The sequence below is a fragment of the Streptomyces sp. XY006 genome (assembly GCF_002237655.1).
Lineage (GTDB): Bacteria > Actinomycetota > Actinomycetes > Streptomycetales > Streptomycetaceae > Streptomyces > Streptomyces levis.
The window spans coordinates 86,753-103,557 of record NZ_NOKT01000032.1; the positions used below are offsets into that span (position 1 = coordinate 86,753).

At 74.8% G+C, this 16,805-nt stretch carries 17 protein-coding genes; 10 read left to right on the forward strand and 7 right to left on the reverse strand.

The window, feature by feature from the left end; translation table 11 throughout:
* Nucleotides 1-135: 135 nt before the first annotated feature.
* The 5 genes from CHR28_RS30700 to CHR28_RS30720 all read left to right on the forward strand — a co-directional run bounded on the left by CHR28_RS30700 (nt 136) and on the right by CHR28_RS30720 (nt 3,363).
* Entirely contained in the window at nt 136-585 is a 450-nt protein-coding gene (locus CHR28_RS30700; RefSeq protein ID WP_094056979.1) for a DoxX family protein, read from the forward strand.
* Nucleotides 585-1,076 carry a Zn-ribbon domain-containing OB-fold protein gene (locus tag CHR28_RS30705; protein WP_094056980.1) on the forward strand — a complete coding sequence of 164 codons (492 nt, stop codon included), beginning with the start codon at nt 585-587 and terminating at the stop codon, nt 1,074-1,076. Before CHR28_RS30700 ends, CHR28_RS30705 begins: the two co-directional genes overlap by 1 nt.
* 389 nt (nt 1,077-1,465) lie before the next feature.
* Nucleotides 1,466-2,068, forward strand: a complete 603-nt coding sequence (locus CHR28_RS30710; protein ID WP_094056981.1) for a GNAT family N-acetyltransferase — start codon at nt 1,466-1,468, stop codon at nt 2,066-2,068.
* A gap of 92 nt (nt 2,069-2,160) precedes the next feature.
* Nucleotides 2,161-2,373, forward strand: coding sequence for a DUF4287 domain-containing protein (locus CHR28_RS30715; RefSeq protein ID WP_094056982.1), 213 nt, complete (start codon nt 2,161-2,163; stop codon nt 2,371-2,373).
* Between the two features lie 57 nt (nt 2,374-2,430).
* Nucleotides 2,431-3,363, forward strand: coding sequence for a GNAT family N-acetyltransferase (locus CHR28_RS30720; protein WP_094056983.1), 933 nt, complete (start codon nt 2,431-2,433; stop codon nt 3,361-3,363).
* 501 nt (nt 3,364-3,864) lie between these two features.
* On the opposite strand, the gene CHR28_RS30725 is transcribed toward CHR28_RS30720, so the two are convergent.
* The 3 genes from CHR28_RS30725 to CHR28_RS30735 all read right to left on the reverse strand — a co-directional run bounded on the left by CHR28_RS30725 (nt 3,865) and on the right by CHR28_RS30735 (nt 6,254).
* A complete protein-coding gene (locus CHR28_RS30725; RefSeq protein ID WP_094056984.1) occupies nt 3,865-4,539 on the reverse strand; it encodes a pyridoxine/pyridoxamine 5'-phosphate oxidase in 675 nt (224 codons plus the stop codon).
* A 36-nt stretch (nt 4,540-4,575) separates the two neighbouring features.
* Nucleotides 4,576-5,001: a pyridoxamine 5'-phosphate oxidase family protein gene (locus tag CHR28_RS30730; RefSeq protein ID WP_094056985.1), complete on the reverse strand. Its 426-nt coding sequence runs from the start codon at nt 4,999-5,001 to the stop codon at nt 4,576-4,578.
* An 83-nt stretch (nt 5,002-5,084) separates the two neighbouring features.
* A complete protein-coding gene (locus CHR28_RS30735) occupies nt 5,085-6,254 on the reverse strand; it encodes a thiolase C-terminal domain-containing protein (RefSeq protein WP_094056986.1) in 1,170 nt (389 codons plus the stop codon).
* Between the two features lie 110 nt (nt 6,255-6,364).
* Between CHR28_RS30735 and CHR28_RS30740 the strand changes: the two genes are divergently transcribed.
* Nucleotides 6,365-7,588: an acyl-CoA dehydrogenase family protein gene (locus tag CHR28_RS30740; RefSeq protein ID WP_094056987.1), complete on the forward strand. Its 1,224-nt coding sequence runs from the start codon at nt 6,365-6,367 to the stop codon at nt 7,586-7,588.
* Entirely contained in the window at nt 7,588-8,061 is a 474-nt protein-coding gene (locus CHR28_RS30745) for a nitroreductase family deazaflavin-dependent oxidoreductase (RefSeq protein ID WP_094056988.1), read from the forward strand. Before CHR28_RS30740 ends, CHR28_RS30745 begins: the two co-directional genes overlap by 1 nt.
* 110 nt (nt 8,062-8,171) lie before the next feature.
* Here the strand turns inward: CHR28_RS30745 and CHR28_RS30750 are convergent, their stop codons facing one another.
* A complete protein-coding gene (locus CHR28_RS30750; RefSeq protein WP_094056989.1) occupies nt 8,172-8,819 on the reverse strand; it encodes a TetR family transcriptional regulator in 648 nt (215 codons plus the stop codon).
* A gap of 122 nt (nt 8,820-8,941) precedes the next feature.
* Between CHR28_RS30750 and CHR28_RS30755 the strand changes: the two genes are divergently transcribed.
* Nucleotides 8,942-9,664, forward strand: a complete 723-nt coding sequence (locus CHR28_RS30755) for a VOC family protein (RefSeq protein ID WP_094056990.1) — start codon at nt 8,942-8,944, stop codon at nt 9,662-9,664.
* 191 nt (nt 9,665-9,855) lie between these two features.
* Entirely contained in the window at nt 9,856-12,240 is a 2,385-nt protein-coding gene (locus tag CHR28_RS30760; RefSeq protein ID WP_094056991.1) for an outer membrane protein assembly factor BamB family protein, read from the forward strand.
* A 168-nt stretch (nt 12,241-12,408) separates the two neighbouring features.
* Here the strand turns inward: CHR28_RS30760 and CHR28_RS30765 are convergent, their stop codons facing one another.
* From CHR28_RS30765 to CHR28_RS30775, 3 genes are read right to left on the reverse strand one after another with little or no spacing between them, the layout of a single operon-like run.
* On the reverse strand, nt 12,409-13,200 hold the full coding sequence (locus CHR28_RS30765; protein ID WP_094056992.1) for an enoyl-CoA hydratase/isomerase family protein: 792 nt from the start codon (nt 13,198-13,200) through the stop codon (nt 12,409-12,411).
* Entirely contained in the window at nt 13,179-13,592 is a 414-nt protein-coding gene (locus CHR28_RS30770; RefSeq protein ID WP_094056993.1) for a Zn-ribbon domain-containing OB-fold protein, read from the reverse strand. The genes CHR28_RS30765 and CHR28_RS30770 overlap by 22 nt, the downstream gene beginning before the upstream one ends.
* 1 nt (nt 13,593) lies before the next feature.
* A complete protein-coding gene (locus CHR28_RS30775; protein WP_094056994.1) occupies nt 13,594-14,754 on the reverse strand; it encodes a lipid-transfer protein in 1,161 nt (386 codons plus the stop codon).
* Nucleotides 14,755-14,849: 95 nt separating this feature from the next.
* Here CHR28_RS30775 and CHR28_RS30780 point away from each other — a divergent pair, with 95 nt between their 5' ends.
* Nucleotides 14,850-16,457: a FadD3 family acyl-CoA ligase gene (locus CHR28_RS30780; RefSeq protein ID WP_094056995.1), complete on the forward strand. Its 1,608-nt coding sequence runs from the start codon at nt 14,850-14,852 to the stop codon at nt 16,455-16,457.
* Nucleotides 16,458-16,805 lie beyond the last annotated feature (348 nt).

Genomic DNA, 16,805 nt, shown 5'->3' on the forward strand with positions numbered 1-16,805 from the left:
CGGATGTGCGGGACGGGACGGGGATGCGGCCGCCGCTGACGGAGCCCGGGCGGCGGTCCCGGCTCTTGTTGCCATCCCGTATCTGACTTACCGTCAGATTCCACCGTCGGCGTCGCTTCGGGAACGGGGGCAGGCATGGACGCGATCTGGCTCAGTGGAGCGGAATGGCTGGCCGTCCTGCGGATCGGGCTCGGCCTGTGGTGGCTGGAGAGCTGGCGGCACAAGGACCGCCAGGCGTGGTTCGAGCGGGGCACCGGCATCGCGTGGGCGGCGGGCATCGCGGGGAAGCACCGCTGGAGCGCGGGCCGTTCGGGATTCCGGGTGGCCGTCGCACCGCACCCGCGCGTGATGGCGTACGTCGTCGTCCACGCCGAACTCGCCCTCGGACTGGGCCTCGTCACCGGGTTCCTCACCCCGGTCGCCCTGGCCGGCGGGTTCCTCCTCAACACCCTCTACTTCACGCTCATGATCCACGACGTGGCCGAGCAGGGGCAGAACTCGATGATGGCGCTGATGTCGGTGGTCGGGCTGTTCGGGATGTCCTGGCAGACCTGGTCGCTGGACAGCGCGCTGGGACTGTTCTGATGACCGGCCGCTTCGACGTACCGGAGACCGACGCCTTCACCCGGACCTACTGGAGCGCGGCGGCCGAGGGCAGGCTGCTGATCCGCCGCTGTCGTGCCTGCGGCCGGGCCCACCACTACCCGCGGGAGTTCTGCCCCCACTGCTGGAGCGAGGACGTGGCGTGGGAGACGGCGAGCGGCCGTGCCACGCTCTACACCTGGTCCGTCGTCCACCGCAACGACCTGCCGCCCTTCACGGACCGCACGCCCTACGTCGCGGCCGTGGTGGACCTGGCCGAGGGACCGCGGATGATGACGGAGATCGTACGGGCGGAGGCGGATCCATTCGGCTCGGATCCATTCGGCTCGGATCCTGCCGGCTCGGATCCATTCGGCGGTGCCGGACCGGAGCTGTCGGCCGGCGCGGCCCTGGAGGTGGCGTTCCGGCAGGGCATACCGGTCTTCCGGGTGGCGCCACCCCCGGCCAGGGAGCCCGGGCGGCGCCGGGGGTGAGCGGCACCCCCGGTTCGGCGGCATCCGAGCCGAACCGGGGCGGCCGAGGCCGTCGATGCCCACCCCTGGCGCATCCCCGCAGCGCACCGGCCTGCCGTGTACCGCCGGCGGTGGGCCGGCCTGCTCGCGGTCTTTCGGCGCCGTCGGCGCTGCCGGCGCTCGGCGCGCACCCGGCCACCGGCCCGGACGCGGACCCGGGGCCGTGACCCGGGCCGGGGGGCGGGGAGGGCCCGCGGCGTCTGCCCTCGTTACTCGCGTTCGATGTGTCGTCGAGGTCGCGGGGCGCGCGGCCCGCGTTGCCGAAGTGGGGCCCCGGCGTCCGGCGTGGGGTAGCTCTCGATCGGGCCGGCGCCGGTTTCGTGCGGCGGGTTACGGGTTTGAATGGGGCCATGGCCTCCCTACGTGACCCGTCCCTGACCGGTCCCCGTGCGGAACTGCACGGGCACGGCCTGATCCTGCGGCCCTGGGACGCCGGGTCGGGCTCCGACGTCGGTACCTGGCTGCGCGGCATGCGGGACCCGGAGTTCCGCCGCTGGAACACCCCGCTGCGGCTGGTCACGGACCGGGCGAGCGCCCGCGAGTCCCTGCGGGCGCGGGCGCAGAGCGCCACGGAGGGCACCTCCGTCTCCTTCCGCGTCGCGGACGAGCGGACCGGCGAGGCCCTGGGGCACATCGGCGTCAACGAGATCAAGTACCACCTGAAGGTCGCCCGCGTCGGCTACTGGGTGCTCCCCGAGGCCCGGGGCAGGGGCGTCGCCACGGGGGCCCTGCTGCTCGCCGCCGACTGGGCCTTCGCCCAACTCGGCCTTCACCGCCTGGAACTGGACCACGCCGTCGGCCACGACGCCTCGTGCCGGATAGCGCAGCGGTGCGGTTTCGCCTACGAGGGCACCCTGCGCGGGGCGGTCTTCCAGGAGGGCCGGCACGACGCGTTCCGGGACGCCCACCTCCACGCCCGGCTGGCGACGGACCCGCCCCCGGCGGCTCCTTGAGCATCAGGTGACCCAGATCACACGGGCGGGCCGGTGAGTCCGTCCCGCCGCGCCGGTCGTATCGGGTGACCACAGAGAAGGGACCACCCCAGATGACCGCACCCGTGAAGGGCCCCGCGAGCTACTTCCCCTCCATCGAGAAGAAGTACGGCCGCCCGATCGCCGACTGGCAGGCCCTCATCCGCTCCTCGCCCCTGACCCGCCACATGGAGCTCGTCACCTGGCTCAAGACCGAGCACGGCCTGGGCCACGGCCACGCCAACGCGCTCGTCGCCCACACCCTCGCCGAGGACAGCGGCGCATGAGCTGACCGGCGCGGAAAACGAGAGGTGCCGGACGGCGCACCGGCGGCACCATGAGGCATGGACACCGACTCCCGCTCCAACTCCGACTCCGACTCCGAAATCCACACCGACACCGGCTCCCGCACCGGCGCGTGGCACCTCACCCACGACCTCGACGACTTCCTGCTCCGGAGCGGGGACTTCCTGCGGTCCCGCCCGGCCCTGCACACCGTCCCGCTGACCGTCACGGAGACCCTGCGCACCCGTGGGCCGCACGTGTACGGCGACGGCGCACCGGAGTTCGGGGTGCTGGAGCGGGACGGGGAGGTCCGGGCCGCGTTCTTCCGCACACCGCCGCACTGGCTGAACCTCACCGCCCTCACCCCCGGCGAGGCCGACGACCTCGCGGCGACGCTGGCCGGCCTGGGCAGGCCCCTGCCCGGTGTGAGCGCCGACCGCGACACCGCCGCCGCGTTCGTCACCGCCTGGCAGCGGCACACGGGCGCGACGGCCGTGCTCCGCCAGCGCCAGCGGCTCTACCGGCTCGGCACGCTGACCCCGCCCCGGCCGCTGCCGCCCGGCAGGCCGCGGATCGCCGTCCGGGCGGATCACGCACTCCTCGTGCGCTGGCACGACGAGTTCGCCGAGGCCGTCGGGGCGGGCACCGTCCGGGACTCCGCGGAGTGGGCGGACGCCCGGATCGACAGCGGCGGCATCACCTTCTGGGAGACCCCCGACGGCACCCCGGTCGCGATGGCCGGCACGGGTCCGCGGGTCGCCGGGCAGGTGCGCGTCGCCTCCGTGTACACCCCGGCCCACCTGCGCGGCCGTGGCTACGCGGGCGCCGTCACGGCCGAGGTCAGCCGTGCCGCCCTCGCCGCCGGGGCCGACGAGGTGCTGCTCTTCACGGATCTGGTGAACCCGACCAGCAACGGCCTGTACCAGCGGATCGGGTACCGGCCCGTCGCGGACTTCGCGGTGTACGACTTCGCCCGGACGGGCCGGGGCTAGCCACGCCGGGCCGGACGCGCGGGGACCAGCGGTGAAGCCAACCGGCGCCGCGGCCCGGCGGACCGGGCTCCGGGCCGGACCGGACACCACGGGCACCGTGCACGTAGGCCCCCGGTCGGACCGGCCCCACGGACGCCCCCGGTCGGACCGGCCCCGGTCGGACCGGCACCACGGACGCTCCCTGTCGGACCGGCACCGGTCCCGGAGCCTCACCACGGACGCCCCCGGTCGGACCGGCACCACGGACGCTCCCTGTCGGACCGGCCCCGGTCCCGGAGCCCCACTACGGACGCTCCCGGTCGGACCCGCCCCGGTCCCGGAGCCCCACTACGGACGCCCGCGGTCGGGCCGGCCCCGGTCCTGGAGCCTCACCACGGACGCCCCCGGTCGGACCGGCCCCGGTCGGACCGACACCCCGACGCCCCCGGTCGGACCGGCCCCGGTCCCGCAGCCTCACCACGGACGCCCCCGGTCGGACCGGCCCCGGTCCCGGAGCCTCCTTCACGGCCACAGCAGTTCCCGCGTCCACCCCGTCTCCGGGCTCTCCGCGTGCCGGTAGCGGAGCCGGACGTGTCGTCGGCGTTCGTCGCCCTGGAAGAACTCGGCCTCCTCGGCGCGCAGCCGGTACAGCGTCCAGGAGGGCACCGGTGCCTCCGGCTCCCGCGCGGCCCGTTCCCACGCCGACTCCGAGGCCCGGTTCAGTTCCTCCAGCGAGCCGAGGACCTCGCTCTGCCGCCCGGTCAGGGCGGCGGCCAGGGCGCCTGTCGAGCGGGCGTGGAGGTCGCCCCGGGACTCCTCGGAGGGCGCGGCCGTCACAGGGCCGCGGACACGGACCTGGCGGCCCAGCACGGGCCAGTAGAAGCAGAGCGCGGCGTACGGGCGGCCGGTGAGGTGGCGGCCCTTGCGGCTGCCGGCGTGGGACGCGAAGGACCAGCCCCGCTCGTCCGCGCCGTGCAGCATCACGATCCGTACGTCGGGCAGGCCCGACGCGTCCGCGGTGGCCAGGGACATGGTGTGCGGCTCGGGCTGCCCGGCCGCCACCGCCTGCGCGAACCACTCGGCGAACAGGGGCAGGGGGTCCTCGGGGGCGGTGGCCGGGTCGAAGGGCCGCAGGTCCGTGGTCTCCGGGGCCCACACCCGCAGTGACCTCAGCAGCTCGTGAAGATCGGTTGCCATGCCCCGATTGTCACCGCTCCCCGGGCTCCCCGGGGCTCACACCTGTCCCAGGTCCGAGGAGACCCACCGCTCCGGCCGCATCCGCAGCACCAGCTGCTCCCCGTGGTTCTTCCAGGCGAAGTCGACATAGCCGTCGACCTTCTCGGGCGGCAGGTAGCGCGCCGAGATCTCCCGGAGCTGGTCAAGGGTCGCGGGCGACGTGCCGACCACCGGGCCCTCCACGGACACGTACCGGATCGTGGGCTCCACCCGGTCCACCATCAGCGAGAACCGGCCCGCGGCGCTGATCAGCTGGTTCTTCCGGGAGTCGAGCCCGGTCATGATCCAGATGTCGCCGCCGGGCTCGTACTGGTACCAGATCGGCACGGTGAGCGGGGCGCGGCCCGCTCCCGCGTCGACCGCGAGGGCCGCGATGTGCGGCTCGGCCAGGAACTGTTCACGTTCGTCGCGGGACAGGGCCACCACGGACTCCTTCGGCAGAACGGTCGCTTCCCGGGTCAACGCCCGTGCCGGGCGACGGTGTTCCCCTCCCGGAGCCGGGCCGGTCACTCCGCCCCGAGCACCACGGTGCCGGACGAGCAGAACCAGCCCCCCGTGCCCGACGCCACCGCCAGCCGCGGCAGCGAACCGTCGGCGCGCCGCACCTGCCGCTCCCCGCACTCCCCGCGCAGCTGCCGTACCGCCTCCACCAGCAGGAACAGTCCTCGCATCCCGGGGTGCTGGGCCGACAGACCGCCCCCGTCGGTGTTCACCGGCAGCGCCCCGCCCCTGACCCGCAGCCGGCCCTCGCCGACGAACGCCCCGCCCTCGCCCTTCGCGCAGAAGCCGAGGTCCTCCAGCGTCACCAGGGTCATGTAGGTGAAGGCGTCGTAGAGCTCGGCGAGGTCGATCTCCGAGGGCCGCACTCCCGCCCGTGCGAAGGCCAGCCGCCCGCTGACCGCCGCCGGGGACACCGTGAAGTCCGGCCACTCGGACATCGCGGCGTGCGAGACGGCCTCCCCGCTGCCCAGGACCCACACCGGCCGGGTGCGGCAGTCGCGCACGTACTCCTGTGCCACGAGCAGCACCGCCGCGCCGCCGTCGGAGCGGACGCAGCAGTGCAGTTTCGTGAAGGGGTCCGCGATCACCGGGCCCGCGGCGACCTCGTCCACCGTGACCGGGGTGCGGAACATCGCCTCGGGGTTGAGCGCCGCGTTCGCCCGGGCCTGCACGGCCACCTGGGCCAGCTGCTCGATCGTCGTGCCGTACTCGATCATGTGCCGGCGGGCGGCCATGGCGTACTTGGCGATCAGGGTGTGGCCGTAGGGGACCTCGAACTGGGCGGGGCCGCGCGAGCCGAAGGAGAGGGTCCCGGTGCGGCGGCCCGCTCTGACGTCCGCGCGGGCCGTGGAGCCGTAGGCGAGCAGCACCGCCCGGGCGTGCCCCGCCGCGACGGCGTCGGCCGCGTGGGCCGCCATGACCTCCCAGGTGGAGCCGCCGACCGAGGTGGAGTCGACCCAGGTGGGGCGCAGGCCCAGGTACGCGGCGACCTCCACGGGCGCCAGCGTGCCCAGGCCGGCCGAGGCGAAGCCGTCGACCAGCGACCGGTCCAGGCCCGCGTCGGCGAGGGCGCGCCGGGCCGCCTGGGCGTGCAGGGCGTACGGGGTCACGTCGTCCACGCGGCCGCAGTCCGACAGGGCCACGCCGACGACGGCCACTTTCCTCCGGGCCACCATGAATCTGACGGTACATCAGATCCGGCACCCGACGGGAGGTGCGGGACTCTGGGCATCACCGCCCCCCGGCCCTAACATGACGGACCGTCAGATGTGGAGAGAGGTGGCTCATGGACGCCCGCTTCACCGCCGAACAGGACGAGATCCGCCGCACTTTGCGCGACCTGCTCCACAAGCGGTGCGGTCCGGAGGAGCTGCGGGCCGCCGCCGGCACCCCCGTCGGGCACGACCCGGCCCTGTGGACCGCCCTCGCCGCCCACCTGGGCCTGCCCGGCCTGGCCCTGCCCGAGGCGTACGGCGGTGTCGGCTGCACGGTCACCGAGCTGGCCCTGGCCTGCGAGGAGACGGGCCGGGCCCTCGCCCCCTCCCCGCTGCTCGCCACGGCCGTCCTCGCCGCCCCGCTGCTGCTCGCCCTCGGCACCGAGGCCCAGCGGTCCGCGCTGCTGCCCCGGCTCGCCGGCGGCGCGCTCACCGCCGCCCTCGCCGTACCGGGGCCGGCCCTCGCCACCGCCCTCGCCCTCACCGGCCGTGACCCGGGCGGGGCCTGGGCGGGCGGCGGACGGGCCGGGGGCGTGCAGGCCCGGCGGACGGACGGCGGCTGGCGGCTGTACGGGCAGGTGGACCAGGTCCTCGACGGGCACAGCGCGGACCTCCTGCTGGTCGCGGCGCACACCGGCGGCTTCGCCCGGTCCCGGGTGCTGATCTTCCTCGTCGGCGCGGACGCGGCCGGCCTCACCCGGGTCCGGCGCACCGCGCTCGACGCCACCCGCCCGCAGGGCCGGCTCCAACTGCGCGAGGTCGAGGCGGAGTTGCTCGGCTCGGCCGGCGACGACGTGCCCGGTGCCCTCGCCCGGCTCGGCGACGGGGCCGCCGCCTGTCTCGCCGCGGAGGCCGCGGGGGCGGCCGGCCGGGTGCTGGAGCGGACCGTGGAGTACGTGGGGCGGCGCGAGCAGTTCGGGCGGCCGATCGGCTCCTTCCAGGCGGTCAAGCACCGGCTGGCGGACGTCCACGTCCAGGTGCAGGCGGCCCGGTCGGCGGCGTACTACGCGGCCTGGGCCGCCGCCCGGGGGGAGGCGGCCGAGGCGTACTACGCGGCCTGGGCCGCCGCCCGGGGGGAGGTGGCCGGCGGACTGGCCCTCGCGCAGGCGCTGGACGCCCTGCGCCGCGCCGCCGCCGAGGGCGTCCAGCTGCACGGGGGCATCGGCTTCACCTGGGAACACGAGGCTCATCTGTATGTCAAGCGCGCCACGGGCGACGCGCTGCTGTTCGGGCCGGTCCACCGGCTGCGGGCGCACGCGGCCGACGCGGCCCACGTCTTCGAGGAGGCCGGCTGATGGCGAGGGCCGTGCGGTTCGTGCAGAAGGTGTCCGCCACCCCGGGCTTCGCGCGGGTGGCGCCGTACGTCTTCCCGGCCCTGGACCGGGCCGTGCACCGGCTCAGCCGGGGAAAGGTGCTGCTCAGCGCGCAACTGCTGCCCGGGGTGGTGCTGACCTCGACCGGGGCGCGCAGCGGACTGCCCCGCCGGACGCCGCTGGCCTGCATGCCGGAGGACGGCGGGCACGGCTGGATCCTGGTCGGGTCCAACTTCGGGCGGCCGGGGCACCCCGCCTGGAGCCACAACCTGCTCGCCCACCCCGACGCGGAGATCAGCTGGAAGGGCCGGGACATCCCGGTCACGGCCCGGCTGCTGGCGGGGGAGGAGCGGGCGGCGGCCTGGCGGGCGGTGCTGGCGTTCTGGCCGCCGTACGCGGCCTACCAGGCCCGGGTGGACCGGGAGATCCGGGTGTTCCGGCTCGTGCGGCGATGAGGGGGCGGGGCGGCAGGGCGCCGGAAAGCACGACAGGCGGCCGTCCACCGAGGTGAACCGCCGCCTGCCAGACAGGACTTGGGAAAGGGGGAAGGGCCGCCGCCGGCCGGTTACTTCGTCGGCTTTCTCCCTGTGACACCCAGGTGCACCAACAGCGCGAGGTTCGGCTTCAGTTCGGCCTGCTTCACGCCCCAGGAGGAGAAGCCCTTCTGGTGCGAGGCGACGGCCGCGAGCATCGCGACCAGCGAACCGGCGACGGCCGCCGGGTTCACGTCCTTGTCGACCCGGCCCTTGGCCTGGAGCTCGGCGACGGCGTCCGCGAGCGAGTTGTTCACCGAGTTGAGGATCTTCATGCGGAGCTTGTAGAAGCGCTTGTCGCCCTCGGCGGCGCCGAGATCCACCACCCGGAGGATCGCGTCGTTCTTGCGCCAGAACTCCAGGAACCCGTCGACCAGTTCCTGCGCCGTCTGCCAGCCGGCCTTCCCGGCCCAGGAGCGGCCCTCCAGGAGCTCGGTCAACGACGCGCCCTCGGCCGCCATTTGCTCGGCGATCTCCAGGACGGCGCCCTCGACGTCCGGGAAGTACTGGTAGAAGGTCGCGGGCGAAGTGCCCGCCTTCCGGGCGACATCGATGACTTTGACGTCCCGGTACGGGGAGGAGCTGAGCATCTCGCTGAGGCAGTCGAGCAGCTTCTGCCGGGTCGCCTGCCCACGCCGGCCGGCCACGCGGCCGTCGACGGTACGCACTTGTCCTGTCATGCCGTCAGCTTACCGAGGCGTGATCGGGGCGCGATTCGGCCGACTGCAAATGGGGTGTGAGGGGGTGCGGAGGCTGGTGTGCCTGGTCTGCGGGGTGCGCCGGTCGCGGTTACGTTGGCGGCATGGCCGAAAACAGGGCATCGGTGTACGCAGAGGGCGTTCCCTGCTGGGTGGACGCGCAGCTTCCCGACGTCGAGGCGGGCAAGCGCTTCTACGGCGAACTCTTCGGGTGGACCTTCGAGGACTGGTTCGGACCCTTCACGCGGGCGCTGAAGGACGGGGAACCCGTGGCCGCGCTGGTCCGCAAGACGGACGGCCGGCTGCCCACCGTCTGGACGGTGTACTTTTCCACCCCGGACGCCCGGGCCCTGGTCCGGCGGGTCCAGGCGGCCGGCGGGCAGGTCGTCCAGTCGCCGGTGCCGGCCGCCGGGCTGGGCGTCACCGCGCTGGTCACCGACCCGGACGGGGCCGTCTTCGCCCTGTGGCAGCCGCGGGAGCACCCCGGGTTCGGCCGACGGCGCGAGCCGGGCGCCTTCGCCTGGGCCGAGCTGTACGCCCGGGACACCGAGGCGGCCAACGCCTTCTACGGCGACCTCTTCCACGAGGCCCTGTTCGGGCCGGAGGCCGAGCCCGACTTCGGCCGCGCCCCGGTCTCCGACGTCTTCCCGGCCGAGATGCCGCCCCACTTCCTGGTCCACTTCGCCGTCGAGGACGTCCCGGCCGCGCTGGCGGAGGTGACCCGGCTCGGCGGGCGGGTCCAGGCCCCGCCGTTCGAGACCTCGTACGGCACCGTGGCCGTCGTCTCGGACGACCAGGGGGCCTCCTTCGCGCTGCTGCGCCGCTGAGCGGCCCCCACTGGTCATATTTCGTCCCTGTATGGCCGGAGACACCCCAATGGTCACCGGGTTCGCCACCACGGCTTTGGCCAGGAAGAATCGGGGTGCGTGCCGCCATGGCGGTGCGGTGGTGAGACGCTGCACGGGGTCGCGTGGAAGATGTGGCTTGGCGCGGCTCGTACGGGGAGGTGGCAGGCAGAGTGGTGGATCAGCTGACGCAGCACGATCCGCGGCGGATCGGGCCGTTCGAGGTGCTGGGGCGGCTGGGTGCCGGCGGCATGGGGCTGGTCTATCTCGCGCGCTCGGCGTCCGGCCGGCGCGTGGCGATCAAGACCGTCCGGACGGAGCTCGCCGAGGACCAGCTGTTCCGGGTCCGCTTCACCCGTGAGGTGGAGGCGGCCCGGGCCGTCTCCGGCTTCTACACGGCCGCCGTCGTGGACGCCGACCCGCGTGCCGCCGTGCCGTGGCTGGCCACCGCGTACGTCCCCGCGCCCTCCCTGGAAGAGATAGTGAACGACTGCGGGCCGCTCCCGGCCCAGGCGGTGCGCTGGCTCGCGGCGGGCGTGGCCGAGGCGCTGCAGTCCATCCACGGGGCCGGTCTGGTGCACCGGGACCTGAAGCCGTCGAACGTGCTGGTCGTCGAGGACGGCCCGCGGGTCATCGACTTCGGTATCGCGTCCGGCGTTTCGAACACGCGTTTGACGATGACGAACGTGGCCGTCGGCACGCCCGCCTACATGTCCCCCGAGCAGGCCAAGGACTCCCGCAGTGTCACGGGCGCGAGCGACGTCTTCTCGCTCGGCTCCATGCTGGTCTTCGCCGCCACCGGCCACCCCCCGTTCCACGGCGCCAACCCGGTCGAGACCGTCTTCATGCTGCTGCGCGAGGGCCCGGACCTCGAAGGACTCCCGGACGAGCTGCGGCCGCTCATCGAGTCCTGTATGCAGATGGACCCGACGGCCCGCCCCAACCCGGCCGACCTCCAGGCGCAGCTCGCCCCGCACCTGTTCGGCTCCGGCTCCGACGACAGCGGCACGGCCTCCGCGTGGCTGCCCGAGCGGGCGGTCGGCCTGATCGAGTCCCGCCGCAACGGCCGCCCGGCCGCCAAGCCCGCCGCCGGCCCCGGCCGCAGCGGCGGCGGCCGTCCCGCACCCGGCCCGGCGCCCATCCCGCCCCCGCCCTCGCACGACCCCGTCGTCCCGGCACCCGCGCCGGTGCCCGCCCCGGTCGGCGGGCCCGACACCGGCCCCGTGCGGCTGGCCGGCGCCCAGGTGCCCATCGGCCCGGGCCCGCGGGTCGCCGACGTCCGGGCCGCCGCCGTCAAGGCACCGCCCCCGGAGGCCGCCCTCGCCGCCTCCTGGTCCAAGCCCCGCCCCGGGGTCAACGGCACCGACCCCGCCGTGGGTCCGGCCGTCGCCGCGCCCCCGGCCCCGGCCGCGCCGCCCGAGCAGCCGGGCGGCTGGCGCCCCTGGCGCTTCCGCATGTCCAACGACGTCTGGGGCACCCCCTCGGTCGCCGGCGACCTCGTCTACGTCACCTCCTTCGAGGTGCACGCGCTGGACGTGGCCACCGGCCGCCGCCGCTTCAAGACGCGGGACGTCGCCTGGTCCATGGCCGTCTCGGACGGCCGTATCCACGCCTCCGACGGGCCCACGCTGTTCGCCCTGGACGCCCGCGAGGGCGGCGACCTGTGGCGCCTGCAGACGGACGCCTGGGTCTACTCGCTCAAGGCCGGCCGCGGCACCGTCGTCACCGGCACCCGGGGCGGCGGCGTCCAGGGCTGGGAGGCCTCCAGCGGCCAGAAGCTGTGGGAGATCACCGGCTGCCAGACCGACTTCGAGTCCCCCGAGGCCGGGCCCGCCCTGCACGACGGCACGGTCTACGTGTGGCAGGACGCCCGGCTGCGCGCCCTGGACGCCCGCACCGGCGACGAGCGCTGGTCGTACCCGATCGGCGACGCGGCCTCCTGCGGCGGCGTCCCGGTCCGGCTGATCCAGGCGCCCGACGGGTACGTCTACGTCTGCGCCGGCACCCGCGTCCTCGCCCTGGACGTGGCCGCCGGGCATGTGCGGTGGCACTTCGAGGCCCCGGCCGTCTTCCTCTCCCCGCCCACCTTCGTGCCGGGCCCGGCCGTCACCGGCGGCGGCGTCTACCTGGCCGACTACCTCGGCACGGTCTACGCCCTCGACGCCACCGACGGCCGCGACCGCTGGCGCATCGCCACCGAGGCGCGCTCCTCCGTCGAGCCGGTCCTGGTCGCCGCCGGTCACGTCCACGTGGGCAGCGGCAAGGGCCTGTACACCCTGGACGCGGTCACCGGCACGCCCAAGTGGCGCTTCCAGGCGGGCGGCGACATCGTCGGCGCCCCCTCGGTCGCCGAGGGCCGCATCCACTTCGGCTCCACCGACCACCTGCTCTACACCCTCAAGGCCGACGACGGCCGGCTGCGCTGGAAGCTCGCCACCGGCGGCGAGATCACCGGCTCCCCGGTCGTCCGGGACGGGGTGGTGTACGCGTGCAGCAAGGACCGCTGCGTGTACGCGCTGGACGCGGAGAAGGGCACGGGGACGGCGCGCACCGCCTGACGGGCCCGGGACGGCCGTCGCACCGGCGCACGGAAGGGGATCCGGACGGCGGCCGTCGCTCGGGGGAGCGGCCCGTTCACCGCCCTCGTCCGAGACGCTACGCCGGGCACGCACCCGTCGCCACGCGGTGACATGACGGTGACGGCAGGGCCCTGGAGGGCGGCTTCCCTACCGCGACCGGTACTCCCGGCCCCGCCCGGCGAACAACCGGGCCTGCTGCTCGGCCGTCGCGTTCCCGAGTGCGATGAGGTGCGGCGCCTGCGCCACCCCCTGGGCGCGGCCCGCCTCGCTCGCGGCCCACAGCGCCCGCACGGTGCCCTCCACGGCCCGGGCCGGATGGCCGGCGACGACGGCGGCGCACGCCGTGGCCGTCTGAAGCGCCCCGCCCTCCGGCACGAGTTCCGACACGAGCCCCACCTCGTACGCGCGCCGTGCCGAGATCCGCTCGGCCGTACCCATCAGCGCCATCCGCGCGATCTCCCCGTACGGAGCGCGCTGTGCCATGAGGACGGACTCGTAGGCGCTGACCATGCCGTAGGTGGTGTGCGGGTCGAAGAAGGCGGCCGTCGTGTCGGCGATGACGAACTCCGCCTCCCCGAGCAGGTAGAAGGCGCCGCCACAGGCCATCCCGCGCACGGCCGCGACGACCGGCTTCCACAGGTCGTTCGCCTTGGGCCCGACGCCGAGCAGCGGGTCGTCCTGCGCGTACGGCGAGCTGGGCTGCGGCACCACGGCGTCCCGGTCGACGCCCGTGCAGAAGGCGCGCTCCCCGGCGCCGGTGAGGACGATCGCCCGCACGGTGTCGTCGAACCGCAACTCCTGCCAGGTGGAGACGAGTTCGTCGGCCATGGCGAGGTCGATGGCGTTGAGCCGCTCCGGCCGGTTCAGGGTGACCACGGCGACCCCGGTGTCCCGGTCGGCGTCGACCAGCACGGCGCTCACGGCCGCTCCGGGATCCATCGGGGCAGGCCGTCGTCGAAGGCGACCTGCACCCGGGCGCCGATGCGCAGCCGGCCGGCGGGCAGGGAGCCGGGCGCCGCCCCCGGCTCCGCGACCAGGTTCCCGACGAGCCGGATGCGCGGCGCCTCGTCGAGGGCGACGACGACCACGTTGTACGGCGCCAGCGCCGCGTAGTCGGGCAGCAGCGGTGGATGGGCGACGACGTACGACCAGACGCGGCCCCGGCCCGACATGCGGCGCCACTCGGACGCGAAGGACTGGCAGTGCGGGCAGCAGGGCCGGGGCGGGAAGCGCAGTTCGCCGCAGCCGGCGCAGGCCTGGATCCGCAGTTCGCCCCGGGCGGCGTACTCCCAGAAGGGGGCGCCGTCGGTGTCGGTGACGGGACGCAGCATCTCAACTCCTCAGCAGCAGCGCGGAGGTCGGCACGCCCTCACCGGCCGTGACCAGGCAGGTCCTGGCGCCCGGCACCTGCGCGGTGCTGGTCCCGCGCAGCTGCTTGACCCCTTCGGTGATCAGGTTGAAGCCGTGCACGTACGCCTCGGACAGCCCGCCCCCGCCGGTGTTCAGCGGCAGCAGCCCGCCGGTCTCCAGCGCCCCGCCCTCGGTGAAGGCCCCGCCCTCGCCGCGCCCGCAGAAGCCGTAGCCCTCCAGGGAGAGCAGGACCAGGGGCGTGAAGGCGTCGTAGATCTGGGCGACGTCCACGTCCTCGGGGGTCAGGTCGGCGTGCTTCCACAGGTGCCGGGCGGCGCTCCAGGCGGGGCCGGTGAGGGGGTCGTCGTTCCAGTAGTTGACCATGCCGTGGTGCTGGGCGGGCAGCGACTGGGCGGCGGAGTGGACGTAGACGGGCTGGTGGCGGCAGTCGCGGGCGCGTTCGGCGGAGACCAGCACGCAGGCCAGCGCCCCGTCCGTCTCCAGGCAGTTGTCGAAGAGGCAGAGCGGCTCGCTGATCCACCGGGACGTCATGTACATCTCGCGGGTCAGGGGCCGGTCGTACATGATCGCGTCGGGGTTCTGGTTGGCGCGGTTGCGGCAGGCCAGGGCGACGTTGAAGAGGTGGTCGCGGGTGGCCCCGTAGGCGTGCAGGTAGCGGCGGGCGAGCATGGCGATCTCGTCGACCGGCCGGAGCAGCCCGAACGGCCGGGTCCACTGGGCCGGAGTCGGCAGCTGCACGGAGGTGTCGGTCCAGGGCCGGGGCCCGCTGCCCCGCTTGCGCGACCGCCAGGCGACCCCGACGCTCGCCTGCCCGCCGGCGACGGCGGCGGCCAGGTGCGCGACGGTCGCGCACGAACCCCCGCCCCCGTAGCCGACCTTGCTGAAGAAGGTGAGGTCGCCGAAGCCGCAGGCCTTGGCCAGCTCGACCTCGTCCGTCTCCTCCATGGTGTAGGAGGCGAGCGCGTCGACCTCACCGGGTGCGATCCCGGCGTCGTCCAGGGCCGCCAGTACGGCACGGCAGGCGAGGGTGCGTTCGTCCTCGGGCAGCCGCTTGGCGAAGGGCGTCTGGCCGATGCCGACGAGTGCCGTGGCGTCCTTGAGGCCTCCTGGTCCTGCTGCCATGCTGCGCGCACCTCCGGCCCGAACCGTTGCTGACAGTCCGTCAGATTACCGCTAATCTGACGGTCAGTCAGCTCCGAGTTCGCGGGAGGCGCGCGGTGCGAGCGGATGTGGCGGGCGAGAGCGTTCCGGACCTGGTCAGGGCGGCGGCCGAGCGGTACGCGGACGTCGAGGCGGTCGTCGAGGGCCGAACGCGCGTGACCTACGCGGAACTCGGCGCCCGGGTGGACCGCGCGGCGGCGGCCTGCCTGGCCAACGGCGTGGCACCGGGCGACCGGGTCGGCATCTGGGCGCCCAACACCCTCGACTGGATCACCGCCGCCCTCGGCGCGGTCTCGGCCGGTGCGGTGCTCGTGCCGCTGAACACCCGCTTCAAGGGCGCCGAGGCGGCGGACGTCCTGCGCCGCAGCGGGGCACGGCTGCTGTTCGTCACGGGCACGTTCCTCGGCACCTCGTACGTGGCGTCGCTGCGCAGGGCCGCCGGTCAGGGCCCGGGCGACGGACCGCTGCCCGGACTCCCCGCCCTGCGGCGGGCGGTGGTGTTCTCGGCGGACGCCCCGCCCGGCTTCCTCACGTGGAAGGACTTCCTGGCGAGCGGCGAGGTGGTGGGGGAGGGGGAGGTGCGGGACCGGGCGCGGGCGGTGCGGCCCTCCCGGCCGTCGGACCTGATCTTCACCTCGGGCACCACGGGCCGCCCCAAGGGCGCGGTCATCACCCACGCGCAGACGGTGCGGGCGTACCGCATCTGGAGCGACCTGGCGGGCCTGGCCCGGGGCGACCGCTATCTGATCGTCAACCCCTTCTTCCACACCTTCGGTTACAAGGCCGGAGTGATCGCCTGCCTGATGCGGGGCGCCACGATGATCCCGCAGCCGGTGTTCAACGTGGACACCGTCCTCGCCAACCTCGCGGCGGAACGGGTCTCCGTCCTGCCCGGCCCGCCGACGCTCCTGCAGTCCCTGCTGGACCACCCGGCCCGGGACGCCCACGACCTGTCGGCTCTGCGGCTGGTCGTCACGGGAGCGGCGGTCGTCCCGCTGCGCCTGGTGGAGCGGCTGCGCGCCGAACTGCGCGTCGGCACGGTCCTGACGGCCTACGGCCTCTCCGAGGCCGGCGGGGTGGTCACGATGTGCCGGCGCGGCGACGACCCGGCCGTGATCGCGTCCACGTCGGGCCGGGCGATCCCCGGCACCGAGGTCCGGGTCGCCGACGCCGAGGGCCGGCCCCTGGCCCCCGGCACACCGGGTGAGGTCCTCGTCCGGGGCTTCAACGTCATGACCGGCTACCACGAGGACGAGCGGGCCACCGCCGAGGTGCTGTCCCCGGACGGCTGGCTGCGCACGGGCGACGTCGGCGTCCTGGACGGCGCGGGCAACCTGCGCATCACCGACCGCCTGAAGGACATGTTCATCGTCGGCGGCTTCAACGCCTACCCGGCGGAGATAGAGCAGCGTCTGGGCCTGCACCCGGACGTGGCGGACGTGGCGGTGATCGGTGTGCCCGACGCCCGGCTCGGGGAGGTCGGCAGGGCCTACGTCGTACGCCGCCCGGGCGCCCTGCTCACCGGCGACGACCTGATCGCCTGGGCCCGGCGGGAGATGGCGAACTACAAGGTCCCGCGGACGGTGGAGTTCGTCGCGCAGCTGCCGCGCAACGCGAGCGGCAAGGTCGTGAAGGGCGCCCTGCGCGAGTGGGTCACCGGCTGACCGGCAGGGCCGGGGTCCCGCTCACCGACAGCATCAGCGAGTGGAGCGTGGTGCCGGCGGCGATGACCACGCGGTTGCGCCGGGCGCCGCCGAAGCGGATGCCGGCGACCGGTCCGTACGGAACCGCTCGTCGAGGGTCTCGTGGGTCTGCGGTTGCTCACCGGGCATGGGGGCGCCTCCGCGCGCGTGAACAGGCGGCGCGCGCCGCCGGGCCGGGCCCCCGCAGCCCGGGTGTCCACGCCGGCGCCGCGGCTGCGGCCGTCATCGCGGGCCTACGGCCACGCATCGGCCGCGACGGCTCCCCCTCCGCGCCGCCGCGGCCGAACCCCGTCGGCGCGCCGCCGGGCC

Coding starts and splice junctions, on each gene's coding strand:
- CHR28_RS30700 (WP_094056979.1), top strand. CDS start 136: ATGGACGCGATCTGGCTCAGTGGAGCGGAATGGCTGGCCGTCCTGCGG.
- CHR28_RS30705 (WP_094056980.1), top strand. CDS start 585: ATGACCGGCCGCTTCGACGTACCGGAGACCGACGCCTTCACCCGGACC.
- CHR28_RS30710 (WP_094056981.1), top strand. CDS start 1,466: ATGGCCTCCCTACGTGACCCGTCCCTGACCGGTCCCCGTGCGGAACTG.
- CHR28_RS30715 (WP_094056982.1), top strand. CDS start 2,161: ATGACCGCACCCGTGAAGGGCCCCGCGAGCTACTTCCCCTCCATCGAG.
- CHR28_RS30720 (WP_094056983.1), top strand. CDS start 2,431: ATGGACACCGACTCCCGCTCCAACTCCGACTCCGACTCCGAAATCCAC.
- CHR28_RS30725 (WP_094056984.1), bottom strand. CDS start 4,539: ATGGCAACCGATCTTCACGAGCTGCTGAGGTCACTGCGGGTGTGGGCC.
- CHR28_RS30735 (WP_094056986.1), bottom strand. CDS start 6,254: ATGGTGGCCCGGAGGAAAGTGGCCGTCGTCGGCGTGGCCCTGTCGGAC.
- CHR28_RS30740 (WP_094056987.1), top strand. CDS start 6,365: ATGGACGCCCGCTTCACCGCCGAACAGGACGAGATCCGCCGCACTTTG.
- CHR28_RS30745 (WP_094056988.1), top strand. CDS start 7,588: ATGGCGAGGGCCGTGCGGTTCGTGCAGAAGGTGTCCGCCACCCCGGGC.
- CHR28_RS30750 (WP_094056989.1), bottom strand. CDS start 8,819: ATGACAGGACAAGTGCGTACCGTCGACGGCCGCGTGGCCGGCCGGCGT.
- CHR28_RS30755 (WP_094056990.1), top strand. CDS start 8,942: ATGGCCGAAAACAGGGCATCGGTGTACGCAGAGGGCGTTCCCTGCTGG.
- CHR28_RS30765 (WP_094056992.1), bottom strand. CDS start 13,200: ATGGATCCCGGAGCGGCCGTGAGCGCCGTGCTGGTCGACGCCGACCGG.
- CHR28_RS30770 (WP_094056993.1), bottom strand. CDS start 13,592: ATGCTGCGTCCCGTCACCGACACCGACGGCGCCCCCTTCTGGGAGTAC.
- CHR28_RS30775 (WP_094056994.1), bottom strand. CDS start 14,754: ATGGCAGCAGGACCAGGAGGCCTCAAGGACGCCACGGCACTCGTCGGC.